Source organism: Telmatospirillum sp. J64-1, assembly GCF_006980715.1.
GTDB lineage: Bacteria > Pseudomonadota > Alphaproteobacteria > Rhodospirillales > Magnetospirillaceae > Oleiliquidispirillum > Oleiliquidispirillum nitrogeniifigens.
Window position 1 is genome coordinate 121004 of sequence record NZ_SBHN01000001.1, and the last position, 26414, is coordinate 147417.

The 26414-nt window shown below is 63.4% G+C and carries 24 protein-coding genes; 12 read left to right on the plus strand and 12 right to left on the minus strand.

The window, feature by feature from the left end; translation table 11 throughout:
- Positions 1–58: 58 nt before the first annotated feature.
- Positions 59–958, minus strand: a complete 900-nt coding sequence (locus EPD66_RS00575; RefSeq protein WP_142846239.1) for a LysR family transcriptional regulator — start codon at positions 956–958, stop codon at positions 59–61.
- 109 nt (positions 959–1067) lie between these two features.
- Here EPD66_RS00575 and EPD66_RS00580 point away from each other — a divergent pair, with 109 nt between their 5' ends.
- Positions 1068–2066 carry a VOC family protein gene (locus EPD66_RS00580; RefSeq protein WP_142846241.1) on the plus strand — a complete coding sequence of 333 codons (999 nt, stop codon included), beginning with the start codon at positions 1068–1070 and terminating at the stop codon, positions 2064–2066.
- Between the two features lie 93 nt (positions 2067–2159).
- Here the strand turns inward: EPD66_RS00580 and prpB are convergent, their stop codons facing one another.
- Together prpB and EPD66_RS00590 are read right to left on the minus strand one after the other, a co-directional pair.
- Entirely contained in the window at positions 2160–3080 is a 921-nt protein-coding gene (prpB, locus tag EPD66_RS00585; protein WP_142846244.1) for a methylisocitrate lyase, read from the minus strand.
- Between the two features lie 53 nt (positions 3081–3133).
- The gene (locus tag EPD66_RS00590) at positions 3134–3979 is read right to left on the minus strand and encodes an amidohydrolase (protein WP_142846246.1); all 846 of its coding nucleotides are present in this window, start codon (positions 3977–3979) and stop codon (positions 3134–3136) included.
- 109 nt (positions 3980–4088) lie between these two features.
- On the opposite strand from EPD66_RS00590, the gene EPD66_RS00595 reads away from it, so the two are divergent.
- Complete coding sequence (locus EPD66_RS00595; protein WP_142846248.1) at positions 4089–5006, plus strand: LysR family transcriptional regulator; 918 nt, start codon at positions 4089–4091, stop codon at positions 5004–5006.
- An 80-nt stretch (positions 5007–5086) separates the two neighbouring features.
- Here the strand turns inward: EPD66_RS00595 and EPD66_RS00600 are convergent, their stop codons facing one another.
- From EPD66_RS00600 to EPD66_RS00630, 7 genes are all read right to left on the minus strand, one after another.
- Positions 5087–6046 (minus strand): tripartite tricarboxylate transporter substrate binding protein, encoded by a 960-nt coding sequence (locus EPD66_RS00600; RefSeq protein ID WP_142846250.1) that lies wholly within the window; start codon positions 6044–6046, stop codon positions 5087–5089.
- A 525-nt stretch (positions 6047–6571) separates the two neighbouring features.
- Positions 6572–8074 (minus strand): tripartite tricarboxylate transporter permease, encoded by a 1503-nt coding sequence (locus tag EPD66_RS00605; protein ID WP_142846252.1) that lies wholly within the window; start codon positions 8072–8074, stop codon positions 6572–6574.
- A 21-nt stretch (positions 8075–8095) separates the two neighbouring features.
- Positions 8096–8530 (minus strand): tripartite tricarboxylate transporter TctB family protein, encoded by a 435-nt coding sequence (locus EPD66_RS00610; RefSeq protein WP_142846254.1) that lies wholly within the window; start codon positions 8528–8530, stop codon positions 8096–8098.
- 35 nt (positions 8531–8565) lie between these two features.
- On the minus strand, positions 8566–9531 hold the full coding sequence (locus EPD66_RS00615) for a tripartite tricarboxylate transporter substrate binding protein (RefSeq protein WP_142846256.1): 966 nt from the start codon (positions 9529–9531) through the stop codon (positions 8566–8568).
- 85 nt (positions 9532–9616) lie between these two features.
- Positions 9617–10795, minus strand: a complete 1179-nt coding sequence (locus EPD66_RS00620; protein ID WP_142846258.1) for a mandelate racemase/muconate lactonizing enzyme family protein — start codon at positions 10793–10795, stop codon at positions 9617–9619.
- 5 nt (positions 10796–10800) lie between these two features.
- On the minus strand, positions 10801–11502 hold the full coding sequence (locus EPD66_RS00625; protein ID WP_142846260.1) for a GntR family transcriptional regulator: 702 nt from the start codon (positions 11500–11502) through the stop codon (positions 10801–10803).
- Positions 11503–11623: 121 nt separating this feature from the next.
- On the minus strand, positions 11624–12571 hold the full coding sequence (locus tag EPD66_RS00630; RefSeq protein ID WP_142846262.1) for a DMT family transporter: 948 nt from the start codon (positions 12569–12571) through the stop codon (positions 11624–11626).
- Between the two features lie 112 nt (positions 12572–12683).
- On the opposite strand from EPD66_RS00630, the gene EPD66_RS00635 reads away from it, so the two are divergent.
- Complete coding sequence (locus EPD66_RS00635) at positions 12684–13571, plus strand: LysR substrate-binding domain-containing protein (protein WP_185961182.1); 888 nt, start codon at positions 12684–12686, stop codon at positions 13569–13571.
- Between the two features lie 35 nt (positions 13572–13606).
- Here the strand turns inward: EPD66_RS00635 and EPD66_RS00640 are convergent, their stop codons facing one another.
- Complete coding sequence (locus EPD66_RS00640; protein ID WP_142846266.1) at positions 13607–14290, minus strand: IclR family transcriptional regulator; 684 nt, start codon at positions 14288–14290, stop codon at positions 13607–13609.
- Between the two features lie 179 nt (positions 14291–14469).
- On the opposite strand from EPD66_RS00640, the gene EPD66_RS00645 reads away from it, so the two are divergent.
- The 8 genes from EPD66_RS00645 to EPD66_RS00680 all read left to right on the plus strand — a co-directional run bounded on the left by EPD66_RS00645 (position 14470) and on the right by EPD66_RS00680 (position 23861).
- On the plus strand, positions 14470–15456 hold the full coding sequence (locus tag EPD66_RS00645) for a TAXI family TRAP transporter solute-binding subunit (protein ID WP_142846268.1): 987 nt from the start codon (positions 14470–14472) through the stop codon (positions 15454–15456).
- A 78-nt stretch (positions 15457–15534) separates the two neighbouring features.
- Positions 15535–17445 carry a TRAP transporter fused permease subunit gene (locus tag EPD66_RS00650; RefSeq protein WP_185961183.1) on the plus strand — a complete coding sequence of 637 codons (1911 nt, stop codon included), beginning with the start codon at positions 15535–15537 and terminating at the stop codon, positions 17443–17445.
- Positions 17429–18628: a CaiB/BaiF CoA-transferase family protein gene (locus EPD66_RS00655; RefSeq protein ID WP_142846272.1), complete on the plus strand. Its 1200-nt coding sequence runs from the start codon at positions 17429–17431 to the stop codon at positions 18626–18628. The genes EPD66_RS00650 and EPD66_RS00655 overlap by 17 nt, the downstream gene beginning before the upstream one ends.
- On the plus strand, positions 18625–19557 hold the full coding sequence (locus EPD66_RS00660) for an SMP-30/gluconolactonase/LRE family protein (protein ID WP_142846274.1): 933 nt from the start codon (positions 18625–18627) through the stop codon (positions 19555–19557). The genes EPD66_RS00655 and EPD66_RS00660 overlap by 4 nt, the downstream gene beginning before the upstream one ends.
- Positions 19554–20396, plus strand: coding sequence for a citryl-CoA lyase (locus tag EPD66_RS00665; protein ID WP_142846276.1), 843 nt, complete (start codon positions 19554–19556; stop codon positions 20394–20396). Before EPD66_RS00660 ends, EPD66_RS00665 begins: the two co-directional genes overlap by 4 nt.
- A gap of 97 nt (positions 20397–20493) precedes the next feature.
- Positions 20494–21414, plus strand: coding sequence for a LysR family transcriptional regulator (locus EPD66_RS00670; RefSeq protein WP_142846278.1), 921 nt, complete (start codon positions 20494–20496; stop codon positions 21412–21414).
- Positions 21415–21506: 92 nt separating this feature from the next.
- Positions 21507–22700, plus strand: coding sequence for a CaiB/BaiF CoA-transferase family protein (locus tag EPD66_RS00675; protein WP_142846280.1), 1194 nt, complete (start codon positions 21507–21509; stop codon positions 22698–22700).
- A gap of 21 nt (positions 22701–22721) precedes the next feature.
- Positions 22722–23861: an acyl-CoA dehydrogenase family protein gene (locus EPD66_RS00680; RefSeq protein WP_221930820.1), complete on the plus strand. Its 1140-nt coding sequence runs from the start codon at positions 22722–22724 to the stop codon at positions 23859–23861.
- Between the two features lie 17 nt (positions 23862–23878).
- Here the strand turns inward: EPD66_RS00680 and EPD66_RS00685 are convergent, their stop codons facing one another.
- A complete protein-coding gene (locus EPD66_RS00685; RefSeq protein ID WP_221930821.1) occupies positions 23879–24895 on the minus strand; it encodes a LacI family DNA-binding transcriptional regulator in 1017 nt (338 codons plus the stop codon).
- 404 nt (positions 24896–25299) lie between these two features.
- On the opposite strand from EPD66_RS00685, the gene EPD66_RS00690 reads away from it, so the two are divergent.
- On the plus strand, positions 25300–26394 hold the full coding sequence (locus EPD66_RS00690) for a Gfo/Idh/MocA family protein (RefSeq protein ID WP_142846285.1): 1095 nt from the start codon (positions 25300–25302) through the stop codon (positions 26392–26394).
- Positions 26395–26414: the final 20 nt, after the last annotated feature.

Consider the following 26414-nt stretch of genomic DNA (forward strand, 5'->3'; position numbering starts at 1 on the left):
CGTTTCGTTCTGACGAAACGTAGTGACTAAAGCCAGTTCCGTTTGAATGGAAACGGCTTTAGGAGAGCGTTCGCGCCGCCTGCTCCAGTTGCTCCCGCAGCCAGGAATGGCGGGGATCGTGCTGATTGCGGCCATGCCACACCATGAAGAAGGGAAGTTCGTAATCCTCCATCGGCATGGGGGCCATGGCGAAGCCCTGCATGATTCCCGAGGCCAGCAGTGAAGGCAGCGTGGCAAGGCGGGGGCTGCCGCGCAGGAAGGGCGGCACGCCGGCGAAGTTGGGGACGGTGATCGCCACGTCCCGGCGGATGCCGCGTTCCGTCAGCATCTGGTCGAATTCCAGCCCATGATCATTGTCATGGACAACGGTGACGTGGCGGGCGTGCAAGTAATCGGCGAGTGTTTCCGGCGGCGGGCGCATCTGTGCGTCATAGAAACAGACATAGCGGTCGGTCAGCAGGCGCTTCTGCATGATGTCCAGGCCGGCGGGCGGACGGGGCGTGATGACGAGGTCGCAGCGGTCATGGCGCAGCAGGTCCGCCCCCGGCATTCCCGAGGGAACGACGCGCAAGGATACCTCGGCACCCGCATCTTCCAACTGCCGCAAGAAAGGCGGCAGCATCAGGTCCCGTTGCAGGTCGTTGGCAGCAATCACCAAGCGCAGATGGGAGCCGGTGGGGTGGAAGTCCGCCCCGGTGGTGAAAGTCTTCATGCCGTCCAGGATTTTCCGCGCCCGGTCGGCCAGGGCCAAAGCATGAGCGGTGGCGGCGATGCCCCGGCCGGAGCGGACGAACAGCGCTTCGCCCGTGATCTCGCGCAGCTTCTCCAAGCTGTGACTGACGGCGGATTGGGTCAGGTTCAGGCGTTCGGCGGCGGCCGTCACCGAGCCCTCCTCTATGACCGTCAGAAACAGCCGCAGGGTCCGGCCGTTAAGGTCCAAATAATCGAAATTGCTCATGAATCACATGATAAAACATTACTAAAAATATGGGAATGTTTGTGTCACCATCTCCTTCCCCGCCGCCACGGAAGAGGGCAGGCCGGACAATCATCAAGGGAGACGGACGATGACGGTGAAGGAACCGATCCAGGATATCGCGCATCTGGGGGCGGTCGAGCTTTTCACGCCCAAGCCGGCGGAGAGCCTGTGGTATTTTCGGGATGTATTGGGGATGGAAGTGGTCCATCAGGCGGGCCAGTCCGTCTATCTGCGGGCCTATGGCGATTATGCGCTGAGCACGCTGAAACTGACCGAAGCCTCCCAGCCTGGCGTCGGCTGCATTTCCTGGCGCGCCTACAGCCCGCAGGCCATGGAGCGCCGTGTCGCCGCGCTGGAACAGGCCGGGCTGGGCTTGGGTTGGACCAATGGCGATTTCGGGCGGGGCCGGTCCTTCCGCTTCAATGACCCCGATGGCCATGTGATGGAAATCTATTACGAGGAGCAGGCTTATGAGGCAGGGGATGAGCAACGTTCGACGCTGAAGAACCTGCCGTCGAAATATCCCGGGCGCGGCGTCGGCGTGCGCCGCATCGACCATCTGGCGCTGCTTAGCCAGGATGTGCCGCGGAACCGTAAATTCGCCGAGGATATCCTGGGCTTCCGTCTGCGCGAACAGATCCTGTTCGAGAACGGTACCAAGGAAATCGGCTCATGGCTGAGCAATACCCCGGTGCATCACGAACTGGCCTATGTGGTCGATATCAAGGGCGCCCGGGGACGGCTGCATCATTTTTCGATGTGGGTGGATAATCGTGAGGATGTGCTGCGCGCGGCCGATATCCTGACCGAGAACGGCATCTTCATCGAAGCAGGACCGTCCAAGCACAACAATTCTCAGGCCTTCTATCTCTATTCCTATGAACCGGGCGGCAACCGTATCGAGATCTATTCCGGCAGCTTCCTGATCTTCGCTCCGGACTTCAAGCCCGTCACCTGGAACGAGGAAGAGCGAGCGGGCGGCGTCTATTGGGGTGGGGCCCTGCCGGAGAGCTTCATTCAATATGCGACACCGCCGGTCGAAACCGAAAAGGCCGATACCGTCGTTCCCGCTTTTGATCCCGCGTGATCGCGCAGGCAGCGAAGGGGCAGGGATGATGCGGGGATCCTCGCTGAAACGAGGTCGTCCGCCGCGTCATCTCGCCCCGGATCTTCCGCCCCCTTACTCTTTTGCCTCGATATGGGGAAGGACGGTGCTGACGATTGAGGAATCGAGGGCTTCGTAATCCGCCAGGCCGATCAGGTCGTAGAGTTCGGCCCGGCTTTGCATGCGGTCGAGCAGCGGTTCGGTCGTTCCGGTCTTCGCCAGCACCTCGTAAAGCTCGGCCTGGGCTTTGTTGGCGACGCGGAGGGAGGAAACCGGCCAGATCACCATCTTATAGCCGAACTCCTCGAACTGCTTGGCGGTGAAGAAGGGCGTGCGGCCGAATTCGGTCATGTTGGCGAGCAACGGCACGCCCGGCATGCGCCGCGCGAATTCGCGGAACATCTCTTCATTGGTCAGGGCTTCGGGAAAAATCGCATCGGCCCCGGCTTCCATGTAGAGCTTGGCGCGGGCCACGGCGCCGTCGATGCCTTCGCTGGCCGCCGCGTCGGTCCGGGCGATGATGTAGAGATGGCGGCGGGCCTTGCGGGCGGCCGACACCTTGGCCGCCATGTCCTGCGGCGTCGCCAGCTTCTTGTCGTTGAGATGGCCGCATTTCTTCGGCAGCAGCTGGTCCTCGATATGCACCGCCGCGGCGCCGGCATCCTCGAAGCTGCGCACCATATGCATGACGTTGAGCGCCTCTCCATAGCCGGTATCGCCGTCGACCAGGACCGGCAGACCGCTCGCCCGTGCCACCTGACGGATGTAGAAGGCGACCTCGTCGACCGTGATGATGCCCAGATCGGGAATGCCCATCTGGGCGGTCATCGCCGCCCCGCCGACATAGCAGGCCTTGAAGCCGGCCCGGTTGGCCTGGAGGCCGGCCATGCCGTTATGGGCGCTGGGAATACCCAGGATGCCGGGCTGTTCCAGCAGGGCACGGAAGCGCTCCCCGGCGGGAATGTCGGAGCAGGAGGCGGATTCGAGATATGGCATGATGTTTCTCCTGGGGGTGCCGTTTCTCTTGGGCTTGGTCGGAGACTTGTCCCTTAAAGGAAGAAAACGTTTTTCGGATTGACGCAGAGAATGATGGTCCGTGCGATTTCATCGGCGACCCAGCGAGAGAGGTCGTCGATACATTTCTGATAGCTCATTCCCTCTTCATGGGAGACCCACGGCCAGTCGCTCGCCCAGAGCAATTGCCCCGGCCCGCCTGTTGCCATCAAGGCATCGACATAAGGCTGGGGATCGCGCCCGCCCAGACGGTAGGGGGCCGAGAGCTTCACGAAGGCCTGGCCGAATCCGGCATATTTCAGGACTTGCTGGAAACCCGCGCATTCCACCCCTTGTTCGGGCTCGGGCGAGCCGAAATGGTCGATCACCAGGCGCACGCCGCTTTGGGCGAAAAGGGGCAGGATGCCGGCCATGCGCGCGCCTTCGAGATAGAGTTCCGCATGCAGGCCGGCGTCGCGGATGCGCCCGAGAAAAGCCTGGAAATCGGCAGCGCCGACATCGGGCAGGCTTTTCTTCTTGAACCAGTTGAAGCGGATGCCGGCGATACCGGCCTCCCGCAGCCTGGAAAGTTCTTCGGTGCCGGTTTCCGGCGAAACGATGGCCGTGCCGCGAAGACGCTCGGGATATTTCGCCAGCGCCGCCAGGATCAGCGAATTGTCCGTACCATAGAAGCTCGGCTGGGTCAGGACCCCGTGCGAGAGACCGTGCCGGTCGAGAAGGGCGATGTATTCCTCGGCATGAATGTCGCGCTGCGGCGCAGAATGGCGCTCGGCGGCAAGGGGCGCATCGACCAGCATGACATGCGCATGGCAGTCCACGCCGGTCACCGGCAAGGACTTCGCCTTCCTTTGGGTCGTTTCGTTCCGCGTTTCTGCCGTCATGCCGTGCGTCGCCCCTTCTTCATTGGTGATTTTTATATGAATTGAAATTACAGGCTGGGATGGGATAGGTCTAATGAGGATTCATCAGTGATGGCGATAGGAAAAACTTATGAGGCGTTATTCCCTCGCACAGCTGGAGGCCTTCGTCGCCATTGCCAAGACGGGTTCCTTCCGCTCGGCCGCCGACAAGCTCGGCCTGACCCAGCCGACGGTTTCCCTGCGGATCCGCGAATTGGAAGCGACGATCGGGAAGACCCTTTTCGAACGGCACGGCACCGGCGCCCGGCTCACCTCCGAAGGCCTGGTCGTCCTGACCTATGTCGAGCGCGGGCTCGGGCTTTTCGACGAGATGGAATACCGTCTCAAGACGGGCGACCCCTTGCGCGGCATCCTGCGGCTGGGGTCTTCCAACACCTTCGCCTTGAGCCCCCTGGCTTCCATCCTGGCGACGCTCGAACAATCCTATCCCCAGCTTCAGGTCGAGGTGACGATCGCCGACAGCAACTCGCTCGGCGCCATGCTCAATGACAACCTTCTCGACATCGCCTTCATGATGGCGACCAATGTGAAGCCGAGTGTCAGGGTCGAGCCCCTGGCCAGCTGCGAGATTGCCTGGCTGAGCGCCACGACGGCAAACGGCCGTCCGGCGACCCTTTCTCATGATCTCGCCGGCAAGAGGATCATGACGCTGCCGTCGACCTCGCCCCTTTACGCGATGATCACGGAATGGTTCCAGGCCACCGGGCTGCCCCAGCCGGCCTTCAGCACCTGCAACGACATGGCGACCATCCTGCGTCTGGTCAAAGCCGGTGTGGCGACGAGCGTCCTGCCGGTCTGCGTGGCCGAGATCGAACTGCAAGCCGGCCTGATCGTCGGCAGCAACCCAGGCGGGCTGCTCAAGCCGTTGCCCCTGTGCGCCGCTTATCAGGCCAATGCCCAGGGGCCGGGCATCGACGTGATCTTGCAGGTGGCCCGGCACACCATTTCCCGCATGGGCAGCAGCGTCAGGCTTCTGGAGCGCCCCTGAACGCGCGGGGCGCCCAGGGGCAGGAGCATGGAGAAGACCGGTCACGACAGGATCCTCCGATCCCTAGGCGGTCAGGCCCGTCAGTTGCGTGCCAGGCCGAGAGATCGCAGGACTTCCCCGAAGGCATCGAATTCGGCGCGGATGCGCTGGTCGAGTTCGTCACCTTTCAGGATTCGCGGCGATTCGCCGATCTTGGCGAGGAACTCCTGATGTTCCGGGGCCAGGGCCGCCTGTTCGATGGCATCGGCCAGGAAGGCACGCCGTTCTTCCGGCAGGTCCTTCGGGGCCATGATGAAGCGCCAGAGGACGGTTTCCAACTCGGGGTAGCCAAGCTGGCCGAAGCTGCTGGCATTGGGCAGGACGTCATTGGGCTCGGCCGAGGTGACGATCAGGCATTTGGCCTCGCCGCTTTCCACATAGGGCACGATGGGAGAAATGGTGCCGCCATAGATATCGACATGGCCGCCCAGGAAGTTCTGCAAGGTCTCGCCCGCGCCCCGGAAGGGAATGGGATGCAGGTCGATTCCGGTCGGACCGGCAAGGCGTTCCACGGCCAGCTGCATGACCCCGCCGACGCCGTCATTGCCGTAGGAATAATGGCCGGGCCTCTTCAGCACTTCCTCGATGAAGCCCTGGCCGTCATCGGCGGGGAAATCCGGCTTGACGCAAAGCGTATAGGGCGTCTGCGACGTACTGATGATGGGCGTGAAACTGTCCATGTCGTATTGCACCGGCTGGACATGCGGCACGCTGGTGATGGCGCCGTTCCAGGTCGCGAGCAGGGTATAGCCGTCGGGCTTGCTGCGCAGGAATTGCGTCACCCCGACGCCGCCGCCGCTGCCCGCGACATTGATCACGGCCACGGGCTTGTCGATGACCTGCGAAACTTGGGTCGCCAGCATGCGCGCCGCCGTGTCCGTGCCGCCACCGGCCGGGGCGGGGACGATCATCTCGATCGGGCGGGTGGGAAAGTCCTGTGCCATGGCAGGGGCGATGCCGGCCGCAGTACACAGGCTGGCCGCGAGAAGCGCTTTCTTCATTGTCTGTCCTCCCAGTACAGTACTTTTCAGGGAACCCTCGGACCTTCTCGTGATGGTCTTGAGGTTTCGGAAAAGAGGACGGCCAGTATTTCCTGGGCCTGTCTTGCCTGAAGCAGAGACGTCTCGGCTGAACCGTGCTAACCAGGCAGCCGCCATCAATGAAAAAGAACCGGGGAGGGAACGGGGTGGGACACAAAGCCCGCTTATCTGGCTCCTGGATGCCAGGCCTGCCCGAGACCATGCTGACCGGGCGGCACTTCCCTGCTAGGTCTTCCCACGACCACGATCCATCCCAGCGATAAGTTTTTTCTTAATTACGGAGAGTTTATCCCTGTCCCGTCCAGGCGTCTAATGAGGATTTCTCGCCATAGGCGATAGGATTCTCCTATGTCATAAGGGGGGTGAAGGGGCGTAAAAGAAGCTGCCATGTCCGGAAAACATGGCAGCCGCCTTGATGAACGCTACCTGATAACCCCTTTGTATGGGCGAAGGTGTTATTCCTTCTTCATTAAAGCGAAACGGTCTCTACATTGCCGTTTCTTGTCTGTTTTGGCGGATCTTCTTCATGAAATAGGGCACCACGGGCCAGACGAGGGCGAGGATGGCGAACCCGATCAGGCTGACGCTCAAGGCGCGCTCGAAGAAGATCCCGTGCGAACCCTGCGACATGATCAAGGCGCGGGCGTAGTTGGATTCGACGATGGCGCCCAGGACCATGGCCAGCACCAGCGGGGCCATGGGGAAGCGCAGTTTCTTCAGGAAATAGCCGCCGATGCCGAACCCGATCGCCAGCCAGACGTCGAACATCAGGTTGCGGAAGGAATAGGTGCCGACAAGAGACAGCAGGATGATGCCGACCGCCAGATAGGAATTCGGCAAGGCAAGGACCCGCCGCCACAGCGGCATCGCGGCAATCGCCAGGACGAAGAGCATCGGGAAGGCGACCAGCATGCCGACGAACAGTCCATAGACCACATCCGGATTCTGGCTGAACAGCCTGGGGCCGGGTTGCAGGCCATGGATGATGAGGGCGCCGATCAGGACCGCCGTCGTCGGGCTGCCGGGTAGGCCGAGGGTGAGAAGCGGCATCAGGGAGCCGCCGACTGAGGCGCTGTTCGCGGCTTCCGGCGCGGCTACCCCCCGGATCTGCCCTTGGCCGAAGGTCTCGGGTTCCTTGGACCAGCGGCGTTCCTGGACATAGGCGAGCCAGCCGGCGATATTCGCGCCCGCCCCCGGAATCGCGCCGACCACCGTGCCGATCACCGAACCCCGCAGGAAGGTCGGGAACATGGCAAGCGCGGGGCCGATCCCCAGCGATCCGGAAGACATGCTTTTTTCGGCCTTGTCGGAGGTGTTGTTGCCGCGTTCCGCGAGGGTGAAGGCCTCGGCAAGGGCGAAGACGCCGATCAGCACCACCAGGAACGGAATGCCTTCATAGAGCTCGAAGAACGGTCCCGTGAAGCGCGGCGATCCCGAGACGGGATCGACACCGACGACGGCCAGCAACAGGCCGATGAGGCCCGCGATCAGTCCCTTCAGGATCGTATCGCCGCTCAGGCTGGCGATCAGCGTCAATCCCAGCAGCCCGAGCGCGAAATATTCCGGGGCGCCGAATTTGAGGACGAAGGCGATGAGCGGTTGGGAAAACACGATCAGGGAGATCGCGCCGATGATGCCGCCGATGGTCGATGCCGTCAGCGAGGCCTGCAGGGCCATCGCGCCCTGGCCCTTGCGGTTCATGGGATAGCCGTCGACGACGGTGGCCGTCGCGGCGGCCGTGCCCGGCGTGCCGATGAGAATCGCCGAGATCGAGCCCCCGTATTCCGCCGCGATATAGAGGGAAACGAGAAGGTTGAAGCTGACGGACGGGGGCAGACTGAAGGTCGCCGGAATGAGCAGGGCGACCCCCAGCGAAGGTCCGAGGCCAGGCAGGGCGCCGACGAGAATGCCAAGAGCCGTGCCCACGAAGATTGCCAAGATCCCCTGCCAGGTGAAGACGGTCTCGATGCCAAGGAGAAGTTCTTGCATGGTTACGGGAACCTCTGGTCGTTAGGGGAAGGGGACGTCGAGCAAGAGGTGGAAGAGCCCGTAGACCGCGGCAGGCATGAGGGCGGCGGCGATGAAGGCACCGATCCATCCGGCTCCGAGCAGACGCACGCCGATCAGCGTCGCCGGAATGAACAGGACCAGAAAGTCGAGCATGCTCCACAGATAGACGCAGACGGCCGTGCCTGCCGTCAGCGCCATCGCGCGCCCGGACCCTTTGAGAGAGAGTCCCGGCTCCGGGGCGCCGAAGAGGCTCCGCAGGATCAACGCCCCTGCCAGGACGGCGAGCAGGGTGGCATAGATCGTGGGAAGCCGCGCCGGGCCCGGAGCGCCCAGCGTGCTCGGCGCGGGAAATCCCCCCGCGACGACGATCATGACGATTGCCACGATCCCCATGACCAGCGCGGCCAGGATGGTGCCGTATCGCATGAGCGCCATGGCACGGCGCTCATGCAATGTCGGGGTTGGCGTACTCAATTGAGGTTTCCGCTGTTCTCGAGGAAGGTGCGGCGGGACTCAACCTCCCGGCGGACCAGTTCCTGCATCTCGTCCTTGGTCAGGTCCAGGGAGGACTGCATGTTGTTTCGCATGAATTCCTGCCAGGATTCCGTCTGTTCGACCGCGGCGATCGCCTCGAGCAGCCGGTCGGTCGCTTCGTCGGGCGTGCCGCTACGCACCATGACGCCGCGCCAGATGGATTCCACGACGTCATAGCCCTGTTCCTTGAAGGTCGGGGTGTCGGGGAAGTATTCGTCGCGGCCATCGGTCGAGATGCCGAGCAGCCGGAACTCGCCGCTTTCGATCTGGGCCAGGGCGGAGCTGGGGGTCAGGACGGCCGCGTCGAGATGCCCGCCGAGCAGCGCCATTGCCGCCTCGTTCCCGCCATCGAAGGGAATCCAGGCCGCCTCGAAATCGGCTTCTTCCTGCAGGCGGTAGAAGACGAATTGATGGAAGCCGGCCGAGGCATAGCCGCCAACCCGCAATCCATTGGGGTTCTGCTGCAGGTATTCGACGAAGTCTTCCATGGTCTGGAAGTCGCTGTCCCCGCGCACAGCGACGGCGGAGGGTTCGGCCTGCAGGGCGCGCAGCACGGTGAAGTTGTCGGGGCTGAACGGAACCTGACCCTTGGCCATGGTGAAGGTCATGCTGGCGGTCGTCGAGAGGACGGTATAGCCGTCCGCCGGCTGCGTCATGACATAGGACATGGCGACGGCCCCGGAGCCGCCGGTACGGTTCTCGACCGGAACCTGAACGCCGAGTTCCGCACTGAGCTGGCGTGCAAGCTGGCGCATCATGCTATCGAGCGGAGAACCCGCCGCCGACCAGACCACGAAGCGGATGTCTTTTTCGGGATAGTCCGCCGCCTGTACGGGCGCTGTCAGGGTGAAGGCCAGGAGCGACAGCGATGCCGCAGCGGCCAAGGTCTTCAGAGTTTTCATGTCTTTCCTCCCTGGAGGCCGTTATCGGTCGGCCTCTTCGTCGGTTATCGAGGGATAGGGTTTTCGAGGGATAAGGGGCCTGGACTCAGAAGGAGTGTTTCGGCGCGTCCGAACGGGGGCCTTCGTTTTCCGGCAGCGGCAGGACGCGCTGGGGGAAGGGCTTGCCCGGCATGGAGCGGAGCACGTCTTCATTCACCTCGATCCCCAGGCCCGGCCCTTCCGGCAGTGTGATGTAGCCATCGACCGGCTTGAGGGGATTGCGGCAGAGCTTCGCGCCCAATTCCTCGAAGGGAATGAAGTATTCGGTGATGATGAAGTTCGGCATGCAGGCGGAAGCATGGACGGTCGCCGACAAGGCCAGGGTCGTGGAATTGTAGTTATGCGGCGAGCAGGCGATCATCTCGGCTTCGGCGGCGGCGGCGATATACATCAATTCGAGGATGCCGCCGCAATTCGCCACGTCCGGATTGATGATATCCACGGCGCGTTCACGCAGCACCGGGCGGAAACCGGCCCGGCCATAGAGCGCTTCACCGGTGACGGTCGGAATGGGGGACTTGGCGCGCACATCGGCAAGGGCCTGGACATTTTCCGACTGGCAGGGCTCCTCGAACCAGTAGGGCTCGAATTCGGCGAGGGCATTGGCCAGGTCGATGGCATGCATCGGGGCCAGTCTGCGGTGGATGTCGAGCAGGATGTCGACATCCGGGCCGATGGCGTCGCGGATGGCGCGGACGGTTTTCACTGCCTGGCGGATATGCTGCTTGGGAATATAGGTCCGCCAGGGGCGGGGAAGGGGATCGAGCTTGAGCGCCGTGAAGCCGTTTCGGACCACTTTCTCGGCGGCGCGGGCGTAATCCTCCGCGTCCTGCATCTTGTAGCTCCAGCCATTGGCATAGACGCGGATGCGCTCCCGGGTTTTGCCGCCCAGCAGATTGTAGACCGGCTGGTCCGTCGCCTTGCCCACGATATCCCACAGGGCTTGTTCGATCCCCGAAACGGCGCAGTGGAATTCGAGGGAGGCGCGGCGCTGGGCGTAATCGTCGAAGGCGACCTGGCAGATATGGCGGATCTGGAAGGGGTCGCGGCCGATGACATAGCGCCCCAATTCCTCGACCTGGGCCGCTATGGCGCGGTCGCGGTCATACTGGCTGTAGGCTTCCCCCCAGCCGACGATCCCGGCGTCGGTCTCGATCCTGACGAAGATCAGATTTTTGCGCCATCCCGGATGGACTGTCAGACATTCGAGTTTGGTTATCTTCATCTATCTCAGGCTTTCTTCTTTGTTTTCGATAAGTCGGAATAGAGCGCGTCGGACTGAAGCACGAGCTTGCCGGTCGCCGACATCGCATTGAGGAAGCGTTCCTTGCCGTTGCGGATGTGATTTTCGAGATGGACGCCGGCCATCTCGCAATCGCCACGGCCGATGGCATCGAGGATTTCCCGGTGTTCCTGGTTGGAGACGGCAAGGCCGCCCCCGAAGGCCAGGCCGTGTCGGCGATAGATGCGCAATTCCTTGCCCATCGCGCGGTCCAGTTCGGCTAGGCGTTCGTTGCGGCTGGCCCGGTAGAGCGTGTCGTGGAAATCGAGGTTCAGGGCGACATAGCGTTCCGAGTCGCGCTCGGCGGCCACTTGGTCCATTTCGCGGATGAGCATGCGCAGATGGTCCAGGATTTCCCCGTCGATCAGAAGCGCGGCCTGCCGCCCGGCGAGACGGCCCAGGCTCGCCCGGATATCGAAGAGCTGCGTGATTTCCGGCAAAGAGAGGTTCTTCACGAAGGCGCCCTGGTTGGGAACGATTTCCACCAACCCCACGCGGACCAGCGCATGAAGGGCTTCCCGGATCACCGCCCGGCTCAGGCCGAGACGCGCCGAAAGCGCGCTTTCGTTGATCCGTGATCCCAGCGAGAACTCACCGCTCATGATGAGTTCCTCGATCTTTTCTGCGGCGAGTTCGGATTGAACCGACAAGCTGAACCTCCTTGAATGCCGACAATCTCTGGCGCCGTTTCGCCAAATGTCGTCAGGAAGGCTATCTTGATTGGATAATTGTCGTCAATCTTTTATATTTGCCGAGTAATTGCCGGCAATCTTAGCGCCGAGTCACGCTTCCCCGGCCCGCGCTCACCACCAGCAGCACGCCCAGGCTGACGGGGATCACTCCCAGCATTTCGTTCCAGGCGGGAATTTCGCCGAGCACCAGCCAGGCGAGCAACAGGCCGAAGACGGGATTCAGGAAATGGATGGAACTCGCCTTGCCGGCGCCGACGAAACGGATCAACCAGAACCACAGCAGCATCGCGCCCACCGAGACGGCAAGGACGAGATGGCCGAGCGCCGCCGCCAGGGTCAGGTCCCAGGTCACGGCCGACAGGTCTTCCCATGCCAGTGTCAGGGGAAGCAGCACCAAGCCGCCGGCCAGGGTCGACCAGGCATTGACCCAGAGCAAAGGCAGGCCGGTGGCATAGCGCTTGTAGGCGATCGTGCCGAAGGCAAGCGACAGGGCGCTCAGCCCGACCAGCACGAGTCCCGGGATTTCCGGCGCTCCCCCGTCCCCGAGCCGGGTCTGCACGATCATCCAGACGCCGATGATGCCGAGGGCAAGGCCGGTGATCCTGCGCGCGTTCAGGGTCTCGCCGAGAAGGAAATGAGCGAGGATGGCGGTAAGGATGGGCGCGGTGCTGACGATGACGACGACGAAGCCCGCCGGCAGGCTCTGCAAGGCGGTGAAGCTCATCCCCAGATAGAGCGCGTTGTTGAGCAGGCCGAGAAGAAGAACGATCGCCCAGGCGTTCCTTCCGGCATTGCCCTGGGGTGGGCGTAGGCCCAGGAGGGAAACCGCCAGCACCATTAGCAGCCCCGCGATCAGGAAGCGCGCGGCCAGCAGCAAGAGCGGCGGTGCCGAGGCCAGGCCCGCCTTGCCGGCGATGAAGGCGGAACTCCACAACAGGCAGAAGAGCAAAGCGGGCGCAAGGAAGGCACGGAGAGATGTCGATGGACCGGCGGGAGAGGCCCGGAGGATGTGGTCGCGCTGCATCATTCTGCCTTTCCGGCCAAGGATGGGGGCTTGCCGGGGCTCACTCTAGGCGCGTGCACATCATGTCCAAAATGAGTTATGGTGGCGGCTATCATTGCTTTTGGAAATGATAGCCATGCGGAACCTGGACATCGACCTGCTGCGGGTCTTCGTGGCGATCGTGGAAGAGAACAGCCTGACCGGAGCCGGGCGCCGTCTCTTTCGCACCCAGTCTACGGTCAGCCTCCAGCTCAAGCGGCTGGAAAGCATGGTCAACGAACGCTTGGTGGAACGAAAACAGGGGCGCGTTCTCGGCCTGACGGCGGCGGGCGAGAGGCTGCTCGGCCATGCCCGGCGGATCGTGCGCGCCAATGACGATGCCACCGCCGAATTGGGCGCGCCCAAGCTGGAAGGCATTGTCCGCCTGGGCGTCCCGGATGAAACGGCGCATACGAGGCTGTCTCGGGGGCTGGCCGCGTTCCGGGCGCGTTATCCGAGGGTGCGGCTGGAAGTCATCTGCCGCCTGTCCGGTGAACTCGACGGGCTGCTCGATGCCGGGCAGATCGACCTCGCCCTCATCAACCGGCTGGGCCCCGACCCGAGAACCGAGCCGTTGCGGTCGGAACGCCTGACCTGGGTGGCGAGCACCACTTTGTCCTGGTCACCGGGCGAGCCGGTTCCCCTGGTCGGCTTCCCCCATGGCTGTGCCTTCCGGGCGCGCGCCTTGGAGAGCCTTGAGAAAGCCGGGCTGGAATGGTTCGAAGTCTATTCCAGCACCAGCTATTACGGCGTCTGGTCTGCCGTCTCCGCCGGTCTGGGACTGGCGGCGCTGGGTCCGGCACAGCCTTTCGCGTCTTCCACCGATAGCTTCTATACGCCCGCGCTTCCGGCGCCGGGGCGCATCGAGGTGGGACTCGTCACCGGGCCGAAAGGGGACACGGAGACGGTCGCCAGCCTGCGCGATCACATCCGCACTTGGTTCCAGGAACCGGCGGCCATGGGTCAGGGCATCCTCGCGCACTGAGGCTCTGCCTCTTTGAGGGCTAACGGCCCTTCCTGTCAATCCCGGGACAAGGCGCCGCGCAACCGCTCTGCGCTTTCCTGCAAGGCATCGAGCGCCCGCTTCTCCGCAGCTGAATCGAAGCGGTTGAGGAGGGCGGAGACGGAAAGGGCGCCGCGAAGGCGGCCCCGGTTATCCAGGACGGGAACGGCGGCGGCGGCGATTTCGGGGTCGCGGTCGCCCCGGGTAATGCCAAATCCTTGCCCCCTGATCGTCTGGCTGATCTCGTCCTGCGCGCCGTCGAAGGCGAGCAGCACCCGGCCGGCGGCGCCGGAATGGAGGGGCAGGCGGGCCCCTTCGTCGAGATGGTGGCGGACGGCTCGGGGAGAATTCAGGCGGTAGAGGCAGATGCGCTCCTCGCCTTCCCGGACATAGAAGGAGGCGGTTTCCTGCGTCGCCTCGACAAGGCGCCGAAGTTCGGGGCGGATCTGCTCTCCCAGGTCGAAGCTGCGGCGGTAGAGCGACCCCAGCCGCCATAAGGTCGGGCCCAGCCGGAAGCTGCCATTCTCGCCGCGACGAAGATAGCCGAAGCGTTCGAGCGAGGCGCAAAGACGCAGGATCGTGCTTTTGTAAAGGCCGGTCTTGAGGGCCAGGGTGGACAAGGGAAGCTCTTCTTCGCCTTCCTGGAAGGCCTCCAGAATCAGCAAGGCCCGTTCGACGGCCTCGACCTTTTGCTCAGTCATCCGATTATTCCATCAAAAAATATATGGCTATCCTGGCATCGCCCTATCGTTCTGTCAAGCAGAACGATGTTCTGTTTAATGAAATTCCTATGGACACATTTTGAATGTGCTGTTAAGCAGAATGCCATTCCGTCGGACAGAACAAGAAGCGGCGGCCTATATACCTGGAGGAGTTTCCAATGGGGCATTCAAAGATCGTTGCTGCCGCCTTCGCGGGCATACTTTTCGCGTCGGGCCAGGCGGCCGCCGAGAATCTCGTCTATAGCGGTGTCGCCACCACGTCCGACGATTATGCGCTGGGCGTGCTGTGGTCCAATGCGCTGGCCGAAGCCGGCAGCAAGACCCGCATGACCGTGGTCGAGAACGGCACGGTTTCCGGTATCCGCAAGGTCGCGCAGGGTGAAGTGGACATCGTTGGCATCGGCGCCCCCAATTACCTCGATGCGGTCGAGGGAACGGCGCAGTTCGAGAAGGATCCGCCGCGTTTGAGGGAAGCCTATAAGGACATGCGGGTGATTCTCTCGATTCCCACCGGCATGGCCCAATATGTCGCCCGCGCCGACAGCGGCATCCATACCTTCCGCGACCTGGACGGCAAGAGCGTCGGCATCGGCCGCCCCGGCGGCAATGCCGGCCGCGTTTCGGAAATCCTCTTCGACCTTCACGGCCTGGGCAAGGTGAACGCCCAGCGGCTGGAATATGGCGCCGCGCTCGATCAGATGGCGGCAGGGTCGATGGATGCGACGCTGGTCTGGGGCGGTATTCCCATGCCGGCCATCGACAACGCTTCGCGCGGCACGGCCCTGCGTTTCATTTCTCCCGATCCGAAGACCCAGCAAGCCTTCCGCGAGACGGTGACCAACGGCCAATACTACGTCTATCAGGAAGTCAGTGCGGATGTCCTGAAACAAGCCTATGACGGCCGCATCGCCGTGGATGGGCCGGTCTATTTCTGGACTTTCCCGTTCCAGATCATGGTGCGCGGCGATGTGGACGAGCAGACCGTCTATGACCTGACCAAGGCGCTGTGGACCAATATCGACCGCATCCGCGAACAGAGCATCGCCCTGTCCCTGATCAGCCTGGACACCGCGCTCGAAGGCCTCTCGGGGCAGATCCATCCCGGCGCCGAACGCTATTACCGCGAGATCGGCAAGCTCGACTGACCGTCACGCCCACCGTAATCCATGAATAACAGCGAGGGTCCGGTGCGGTGCATCGGATCCTCGGAGGAAACCCGCCCCATGAACTGGCTGATTGCGACAGCGCTCGGCGCCGATGCCGTTGAGCGCAGGCTGTTCCCGCGCCTGATGCAGGCATTGGGACTCCTGGCCGCCGGTGCCATTCCGCTTTTCATCGTTGCCACGGAATTCTTCGGCCGCTTCCCTTCGCCGGTTCAATACGGGGCCGTGCTGATGTTGGGCCTGGTGGCCGTCTTCGCCCTTCGGCCCGGAGCTCTGGGGCGGAGCCTGCCGGGCGTGCTGCTCGACCTGGCGCTGATCGCGGGCGCGATCTATGCCGGCAGCTATCTCATCCTCGAATACGATGATATCGCCAATTTCCGCGAAGGTCTGCCGTCCACGGCGGATCTGGTGGCCTATGCCATCGGCACCGTCATCGTCATCATGGGCGCCCATCGGGCGGAAGGTTGGCTGCTGACGACCGTGATACTGCTGGCCGTCGTCTACATGTTCTTCGGCCATGCGATGCCCGGCCTGCTGCAGCATCGTCCGATGTCGCTGGAGCGGATTCTGGAAATCTCCTACAGCTATCGCGGCATCTTCGGCGTCGCCTTGGCTTCGGTCATCGACATCGTGCTGGCCTTCGTCATCCTGGGGACCGTCCTGCGGGTCACCGGCGCGGGCGAGCTGTTCAATGACATCGCGGTGATGATGGCGCGCGGCCGGCGCTCCGGCCCGGCGCAATGCGCGATCATCGCCTCGGCCATGTTCGGCTCGATCAACGGCTCGGCACCGGCCAATGTGGCCTCGACCGGCGTTTTGACCATTCCCATGATGCGGCGGGCCGGTTTTTCGGGGCGTTTCGCTGGGGGTGTCGAATCCACGGCATCCTGTGTCGGCCAGATCATGCCGCCGGTGATGGGCGTCGGCGCCTTCATCATGGCCGACATCACCGGCATCCCCTATATCCAGATCATGCTGGCCGCCCTGGTGCCGGCGCTACTCTACCTGTTTTCCCTGTCCGTGACGGTGGCCTTGGAGGCCGGACGCCTGAACCTGGCGCCGCTTGACGAGGAAGCGCCGGCCTGGAACCGCTCGCGCCTGTCCCGGGCGGCCCTCCTGGTCATCGGCTTCGGCCTGCTGCTGACCCTGCTCTTTTCCGGCTATCCCGCCACCTTCTCGGGACTGGTCGCGACGGGCGTCATCCTGGCCTTGGCGATGATCCTGCCCGATACGCGCATCAATCTGGGCCAATGGCTGCGGCTGACGGTCGATAGCGGGCGGGACGGCCTGTCCGTTCTGCTGTCCTGCGCCGCCATCGGCATCGTCATCGCGGCGATCACCGCCACGGGCTTCGGTATCAAGCTGAACCAGGAGATCACCGCCCTGGGCAGCCATCACCTGTTCCTGGCCCTGATGCTGGCGGCGTTGTGCGCCGTCGTGCTCGGCATGGGGCTGCCGACCGCGGCTTCCTATTTGATGGTCATTTTCGTGGCCGGACCGGCGATCATGGAATTGGGCGTCGATCGCCTCAGCGCGCATATGTTCGTCTTCTACTACGCGGTACTGTCGGCCATCACTCCGCCCGTTGCCCTGGCCGTCTTCGCGGCGGCGGCCATCGCCAAGCAGAATCCGCTCGCCTTGGCCCTGACTTCGCTGCGCCTGGCCGTGGTCGGCTTCATCCTTCCGATTGCCTGGATCTACCATCCCGAAATCATGATCGGGACGGACGGCACCGGCATCATGGATGCGCTGGCCTATGGTCCCTTCCTGCTGGCCGGCATCGTCGCCTTCGCGGCCAGCCATGTCGGCTTCTTCCTTGTTCCGCTTTCGGTGGTCCAGCGTCTGGCCATGTTCAGCGGGGCAGCTCTTGTTCTCATGCCCGGCATGATCATGCCGGCCGCCGGCGCGGCCCTCGTGCTTGCTGTCGCCGCGAATTGTTTCTGGAGAAAGCGCAATGTCGCAGTTGCTTGAGGGCGTGCGCGTCCTTGATCTGACGAATGTGCTCGCCGGGCCGTTTTGCTGTTATCAACTCGCGCAGCTTGGCGCCGACGTCATCAAAGTGGAAACCCCCGGCTCGGGCGACCTGGCGCGCCAGTTGGGGGCGGATCGGGAGCTCAACCAGCAGCGCATGGGCGCGTCCTTCCTGGCCCAGAATGCCGGAAAGCGCTCGGTGACGCTGAACCTGAAGCATCCCAGCGGCAAGGAGGCCTTCCGGCGCCTTGTCGCCACTGCCGACGTGGTGGTGGAGAATTTCCGTCCCGGCGTCATGGACCGGCTGGGCCTGGGATACCAGGTCCTGCGCGAAGTGAAGCCCGATCTGATCTATTGCGCCATTTCCGGCTTCGGCCAGGACGGTCCGCTGCGGGGCAATCCCGCCTACGACCAGATCATCCAGGGCCTGTCCGGGGTGATGAGCGTGACCGGGGACCGGGACAGCGCGCCGATGCGGGTCGGCTATCCGATCTGCGATACCTTCGGCGGCATCACCGCTGCCTTCGCCATTTCGGCGGCCATGTTCCGCCGGACCAAGAGCGGCGAAGGCGAGTTCATCGACGTCTCCATGCTCGAGGCCACCCTGGTTTCCATGGGCTGGGCGGTGTCGAACTGGCTGATCGCCGGTGTCCGCCCCAAGCCGATGGGCAACGAGAACATGACGGCGGCCCCGTCCGGCACCTTCAAGACCGGCGACGGACTGCTCAATATCGCCGCCAACAAGCAGGAGCAATTCGAGGCCCTGTGCATGCTGCTGGGCCGCGAAGACCTGATCCAGGATCCGCGCTTCGCCGACCGCGAGGACCGCAAGGCCAACCGCTATGAATTGAAGGGCGAGATCGAGGCGGCGCTTGCTGCCCGCTCGGCGGCGGAATGGGCCCATCTGCTGAACCAGCGGGCCGTCCCGGCCGGCGAGGTGCTGAGCGTGCCCGAGGTCCTGGAACACGAACAGGTGGTCTCGCGCGAGATGATCAAGCATTTCCCCAAGGTCGCGGGCGAACGGGACGTGTCGGTCGTCCGTGCAGGCTTCCGCCTCGGCAAAGGCGATCCGGCCCCGAAGATGCCGCCGCCGCTTCTGGGGGCGGATACGGACGAGATCCTGGCTTCCATCGGATATTCCACCGCTGAAATCGCGGAATTGCGGCAGGAGCAAGCGGTATGAGTTGGTTCCCACCCCCAAAGCCCATCGAAACGAAGGTCTTCACCAGCATGCCCGAACACTTCCGGCGACCCCGCCGGAGTGCCTGGGCCGATGCCAACAAGGGCGGCGCGCCGATCGATTCCTTCCTTGAAGGTCCCGCCTTCGATCGTGACGGCAATCTCTACGTCACCGACATTCCCCATGGCCGCGTCTTCCGCATCGACCAGGGCGGGGAATGGTCTTTGGTTGCGGAATATGACGGCTGGCCCAACGGCCTGAAGATCGGCCGCGACGGGCGCATCCTGATCACCGATTACCGCAAGGGACTGATGGCCCTGGACCCTGCCACCGGCACCGTCACGCCGCATCTCGAAACGGTCGGCAGCGAGGGCTTCCGGGGGGTCAACGACCTGGCCTTTGCCGCCAATGGCGACATCTATTTCACCGATCAGGGCCAGACCGGCATGCAGGACCCCACCGGCCGGGTCTATCGCCTGACGGCGGATGGGCGGCTGGACCGCCTGCTCTCGACCTGCCCCAGCCCCAACGGCCTCGTGCTCAACAAGGCCGGAACCCATCTCTATGTGGCGCTGACCCGGTCCTGCCAGATCTGGCGCATGGCCGTCGGCCGCGACAGCATCGTGGGCAAGGCCAATGTCTTCGCGCAACTGCCTGGCGGCGTGAGCGGGCCGGACGGTCTGGCCATGGATGAAGAGGATGGCTTGGCGATCTGCGATCCCGGCCATGGCTGCGTCTGGATTCTCGACCGCTGGGGCGTGCCGACGCATATCGTTCAAAGCTGTGCGGGGCGGACCTTGACCAATCTCGCCTATGGCGGCCCCGGCCGCAGCCAGTTGTTCATCACAGATTCCGAAACCGGCCAGGTTCTGGTCGCCGAGGCTCCGGTTCCCGGGCGGGCCTTGGTCTCGCATGAGGAGACAGGCGCATGATCCCCAAGGATGCCGGCCGCCAATTGAGCGAGGATTGGTGGTCGACCGAGATCATCGAGATGAAACCCGGCATGATCCGCTATCGCGGCTATGCCATTGAAGATCTGATCGGGCGGATCAGCTTTCCGGCCATGATCTGGCTGATGCTGCGCGGTGAATTGCCCAGCGAGGCCCAGGCGGAATTGCTGGGTACGGCACTGGCCTCGGCGGTTGATCATGGTCCGCAAGCCCCGTCCATCGCCATCGCCCGCATGGCGGTGACCTGTGGCGTCGGCATCAACAATGCCATGGCCTCGGCGATCAATGTCCTGGGGGATGTCCATGGCGGTGCCGGCGAGCAATGCGTCGCCTTTTATAACGCTATTGCGGCCAGAATGGATGAGGGGCTGCCGCTCGAAGACGCGGTCGCCGCGCAGGCAAAGGAACTGGCGGCCAGCGGCGTGCGCTATGTGCCGGGTTTCGGGCATCGTTTCCATCCCATCGATCCGCGCGCCCCGCGCCTGCTCGAGATCGTCGATCAGGCGGCTGCGAAGGGCACCGTATCGGGGCGTTATGCGGCCATCGGGCGGGCGGTGGAGAAGCACATCGCCACGGCCAAGGGCAAAGTCGTGCCGATGAATATCGATGGCGCGACCGCCGTGATCTATGCCGAACTCGGCTTCCCACCGCCCCTATGCCGGGGCTTGTTCGTCTTGTCCCGCTCGGTCGGCGCCCTGGCCCATGCCTGGGAACAGATGGAGCAGGGCGGGCGGAACAAGGGGCCGATCCCGCGTCAATATCTGTGGACCTATACGGGAGAGGCCGCGCGGGCCTATGACGGAGAGGGCGAAGGGGGCTGATCCGAGGCCTCTCTTTTCCCTTCCTGCTGTCCGGCCCCTTCAGGCTATGATCCATTGTCACCATGGATCATAGCCTTTGCTGAAGTCTCGCCCGGGCATGCCCAATCCTCTCCAGCCGCCGGAACTGACGCCGCGCCATTTGCGCTATTTCGTGGCGACAGCGGAATGTGGCAGCACGGCCGCCGCCGGGCGTGCGCTCAATGTGTCGCAGCCTTCCGTCTCGGCGGGCATCCTTGCCCTGGAAGCCGCCTGGGGCCGCCCGCTATTCGCGCGTCATGCGGGGAGGGGGCTGCAATTGACGGCTTTTGGCCGGGATATGCTGGCCGAGGCACGGGCCGCCTTGGCGGCTTTTGCGGCATTGGGCATGCCCGACGGGGGACAATCGGGGGCGGGACGTCTGACGGCGGGCTTCTTCACGACCCTGGCTCCGGCCCATATGCCGGGGGTGCTGCGGCATCTTCGGCTTGCCCATCCCGCGCTGCAGGTGGAGGCCGCGGAGGCCGATCTCGAGGAGCTGGAAACCCGGCTGCTGGACGGCATCCTGGAAATCGCGCTGCTCTACGATGTCGGCCTTCGAGGCGGACTCGTCCTCACACCTGTCGCGGAACTGCGGCCTTATGCCTTGGTCGCCGCAGACAATCCTTTGGCCGATTGTGCCAAGGTCTCTCTCGCCGAGCTGGCGCAATTTCCCCTTGTCACGCTGGACCTGCCTCTCAGCCGCGACACGCTTCTTGGCCCCTTCCTGTCGAGAGGCCTGTCGCCGAGCATCGCCTATGTCAGCCGGTCCCTGGATGTGGTGCGCGGCATGGTGGCCCATGGACATGGGGTGACCCTGCTCTACACGCGCGCGGCTGCCGATTGCAGTTATGACGGCCGTCCCTTGCGTGCCTTGGCCCTTGCGGACGATGTGGCCCCGCAGCGCCTCGTCGTGGCCCATCCGCGCCGCAGCCCCGAGACGCCCCTGATGCAGGCTTTCACCGAAGCGGTGCGGGCCCATTTGAAGGAGGCTGGGCTATAGGTTCATCCTATAGCTTTTATCGGGATGTATTTTTTCTTCCTGTGGCCGGGCCTCTGTAGGCTGGGGATATCTGCAGTGAAGAGGATGCCCCGATGCCTGTCGCCGCGCCGCTTTCCGATATCCGGATTCTCGATTTTTCACGGGTCCTCGCCGGACCGTATTGCACTGCTCTTCTGGCCGATCTGGGGGCGGAAGTCATCAAGGTGGAACCCCCGGGCGGGGACGATTACCGCCATGTCGGCCCCTTCAAGGAGGGGGAAAGTGCGCTCTTCCTGCTGGTCAACCGGGGAAAGCGCAGCATCCGGTTGGACCTGAAGACTCCGGATGGTTTGCGGATCGCGCAGGACCTTGCCGCGAAGGCCGATGTGGTCGTGGAAAATTTCCGGCCCGGCGTCGCGCAACGGCTGGGCATCGATTATCCCACCCTGGCCGCGCGGAACCCTTCCCTCGTCTATGCCAGCATCTCGGGCTTCGGCCAGGACGGCCCCATGAGCCGCGCGCCGGCCTATGACATCATCGCCCAGGCCCTGTCCGGCATCATGTCGGTCACGGGTGACCCGGAGGGACCGCCGACCTTGATCGGCGAGCCGGTGGCGGATCTGGCCGCTGGGCTTTTTGCCAGTTGGGGCATTCTTGCCGCCTTGGTGGAGCGGGGGAAGACCGGGCGCGGCCGTCATCTGGACATCGCCTTGCTGGACAGCCTGTTCAGCCTGCTGCCGACTGCTTTGTGCCAAAGCCTCTACACGGACCGCGCGCCGCAACGTGTCGGAAACCGCCATCCCTTGTCGGCGCCTTTCGGCGTTTTCGCGACGGCGGACGGCCATGTCGCGATCGCCGTGCTGAATGACCGTCTCTTCGCAGCCTTGGCCCATGTGGTAGAGCAGCCGGATCTGGTGACGGATCCGCGTTACGGCAGCGATAGCGACCGCGTCGCTCATGAAGCCGATTTGCGGGCTTCCATTGAGACATGGACGCGCCGGCGCAGCAGTGAAGCGGTGGTGGATGCATTAGGGAAGGCGGGCGTTCCCGTGGCACCCCTTTGGACCGTTCCGCAAGCCTTGGATTCCCAGCATGTCCGGCATCGGGGCCTGATCCATCCTGTCCAGCATCATGGCTTGGGCGAGATACCGGTTCCCCGGCAGCCGGTGCGGTTCGACGATGCCCCGACCGCCTGCGTCACCACCGGTGCTCCGGGCCTGGGAGCCGATACCCGGGACATTCTTCACCGCGATCTCGGCCTGGACGAGAAGACGCTGGACGATCTCGCGGCCCGCGACGTGATCTGATCGAGCTTCAGGAGGATGAGCATGGACTTCAGTTTCAGCGAGGACGACGTCCTTCTTCATGATTCGGTTCGCCGTTTCGCCCAGGCGGAACTCAAGCCCGTGGCGGCGGAGATCGATGCCTCGGGACGGTCGGCGACACGGCATCGTGCGGGTTTGGCGGAACTCGGCATTTTCGGACTGAACATTCCTGAAGAGGAAGGCGGCCCGGGCGTGTCGGCCATCGGCCTGTTCCGCGCCGTCGAGGCCATTGCCGAGGCCTGTGCCTCGACGGCGTCAATGGTGACGGCCCATTACCTTGCGACCGACAGCATTCTGCTCGGTGCCGATCCTGATCTCAGACGGACGATCCTGCCCCGGGCAATCACGGGTGAAGCCCTCGGCGCCTTTGCCCTGACCGAGCCTCGCGCAGGTTCCAATCCCGCCGATATGCGTACACGCGCGATCCGTGAAGGAGACGGATACCGGCTGACCGGGGTGAAGCATTTCATCTCGAATGCCGGAGAAGCCGATTTCATCGTCGTCTATGCCATCACCGATCCGAGCGCCGGTCATCGGGGGATCAGCGCCTTCGTCCTCGACAAGTCGACGCCGGGCATCGAAGTCGGTCCTCCGGAAAACACCATGGGCATTCGGGGCGGCCATGTCTTCGAAGTGGCTTTGGATTGCTTCGTGCCCGCCGCCCGGCGCATCGGTGCAGAAGGGACGGGCTTTCGCACGGCCATGAAGGTGCTCGACAATGGCCGTGTCGAAGTGGCGGCACAATGCATCGGCATTGCACAGGCCGCCCTTGACGCCGCCGTGGACTGGGCCAAACAGCGCGAGGTCGGGGGGCATCCCATCGCTGAATTCCAGGGGCTGCAATGGATGATCGCGGATATGGCGACCGAGCTGGATGCGGCGCGTCTCCTCGGCTACCGCGCCGCCTGGAAGCGCCATAAGGGGGAAAGGTTCAGCCGGGATTCCTCGATGGCCAAGCTGTTCGCTTCCGAGGCGGCCTCGCGTATCGCCGATGCGGCGCTGCAAATCCATGGCGGCTATGGATATACGAGAGACATGCCGCTGGAACGCTATGTCCGCGATGCCCGCATCATGCGCATCTACGAAGGCTCCTCGGAAATCCAGCGGAACATCATTGCGAGAATGGTTCTCGAGGAGAGATAACGCGAGGGGTAAAGAGGCTAAACCTCGGGGATGTTTTCCTTGAAGACCGCCTGGACGCGGATTGAAGCGGCCCGCCAACCCTCGCCCTTCACGCTTCGGATCAGTTGCGCGAGAACCTCCCGGGCCTGGACCCGGGGGTTCTGGTCGATGACCACGTCCATCGTGCCATTCAGCAGATAGGCCTTGGTGTATTCGGTCAGGTCGTGACCGACGAAAACGATCGTTTCCGCTTTTCCGGATTCTTCGAGGGCGCGGGCAATGCCGCGATTGCCCGCGCCGATATTGTAGATGGCGCCGATATCGTCGTGGCGTTCGAGCATCGCCTTGGCCGCCGCATAGGCGCGGCTCTCTTCGTCGCGGACTTCCGTCGATTCGAGGATCCTGATCTCGGGGAATTCTTCCGTCAGCACATGGCGGAAGCCCATTTCCCGTTCTTCGTGGCCGCGATAGGAGAACGACCCCGCGAACATCGCCACGTGATGGCGTCCGGGGCCGAGCAGGCGGCCCACCAGATAGCCCGCCAGCCGTCCGGCCGAACGGTTGTCGATCCCGATATAGCCGACACGGGGGACATGGTGGATATCCGACACCAGGGTCAGAACGGGGCTGCCGCGCTGGCTGAGCGCGCGCACCGCCTCGCGCACCGTCGGATGATCGATGGCGACGATAGCCACGCCTTGATCCGGGGCCCCGAATTCGGCCAGCTTGGCGGCCAGGGAATCGGGATTGAAGCCTTCGATGGAATGCACCCGGACCGTTGCTCCGGAAAGAAGGGCCGCGCTCGTTTCGATATGGTGGCGCAATTCGCGGATGAAGCTGTTGGTTCCGGCAGGCAGGACGATCTCGATCCGCACCTCCGCGCGGACGGGCAGGGCCGGTTCCGTTTCACCGAAATAGCCCAGCCGCGCCGCGGCGGCACGGACCGCGGCCTGGGTCTTGGCACGCACGCCGGGGCGGTTGTTGAGAACCCGGTCCACCGTCGCACTCGAAACGCCTGCTTCCCGCGCGATATCGGTCAGTCGTGCCCGCACCATATGCCTTCTGCCCCTGATGTAAATTGATGTCTTCTTAGCATCCTTTTTGCGATGCGGGAAGGCCGCAATGGCAGAGGCAGCAGGAGGTGGGAAAGGGGTGATGAGAAGGCTATCCGCCTGAATTTTCCGGAAAGATGGGGCGCAAGCCAAGGGTGTAAGCCGATTCTTCTTTCGCTTGTGGCTGTGAAAATCGGAAAGGTCCTGGAATCGGGCGTCCCCGCAGTCTTTCCGGCCGAGCCAGATCTCGGAATGATGTGTTTTGACGTCTTTATGCCCTTTTATCTGCCGATAGTGATGTTGATTGACGTATTTTGATGATGTATAAGGAGGAAAATGATGAGGCCGGGGAATGGAGCCATTGGCATCCGCAAAAACAAAGCCGGCCCTCTCACGGAGGAGGAAACATGGCAACCGGACGTTTTGCGCCCGATGTGGAGATAAGGTGCCGCGATTACGCCATCGGCTGCATCGGCGCGGGCATGATCATGGCCGAGGTTCACCTGGAGGCTTACCGCCAGGCCGGGTTCCCGGTCGCCGCGATCGCCTCGCGGACCCGGTCCAAGGCTGCGGAAGTCGCCCGCCGCTATGATATCGGGACCGTCCACGTGACGCCCGAAGACCTCTTGCAAGACCCCGCCATCGCCATTGTCGATATCGCCTATCCGCCGGATCTGCAGCCGGACCTCATTCGCAAGGCCCTGGCGCAGCCGCATGTCAAGGCGGTCCTGGCCCAGAAGCCCCTGGCCCTGACGCTGGATGAAGCGATCGCCTTGCGGGAGGAGGCGAAACGGGCGGGCAAGCTTCTCTCGGTCAACCAGAACATGCGCTACGACCAATCTATGCGCGTGCTCAAGCAGATCATCGAGGGCGGTGAGTTGGGCGAGATCGTGGTTGCCCAGATCGACATGCATGCCATCCCGCACTGGCAGAGCTTCCTCGAGAAATATGACCGCCTCACGCTCGCCAATATGAGCGTCCATCACCTCGACATCCTGCGCTTCCTGTTCGGCGACCCGACCGAGATCACGACGGTGGCCCGGCCCGATCCGCGCACGAAATTCCCGCATACCGACGGCATCACCGTTTCCACGCTGTCCTTTCCATCCGGCGTGATGGCGCTGTCCTTCGAGGACGTCTGGAGCGGCCCCCGCGAAGAGGGCTACGACGATGACATCCACATCCGCTGGCGCGTCGAAGGCACCAAGGGCGTGGCGAAGGGAACCATCGGCTGGCCCCACGGTGCGCCCTCGACCCTCACCTATGCCTCGACCCTTTCGACCAACGGCAAATGGGTGACGCCGGAATGGCAGACGATGTGGTTTCCCCATGCCTTCGTCGGTGTGATGGAGCAGCTGCAATACGCGCTGAAAACAGGCACCCCGCCGGTGCTGTCGGTCGAGGACAATATCAAGACGATGGCCCTGGTCGAGGCCGGATACAAATCGATGGCCGAGAAAAGAACGGTCACCCTTTCCGAGATATCGATAAATAAAAACTGATATCTCTTCACAATAAAAAC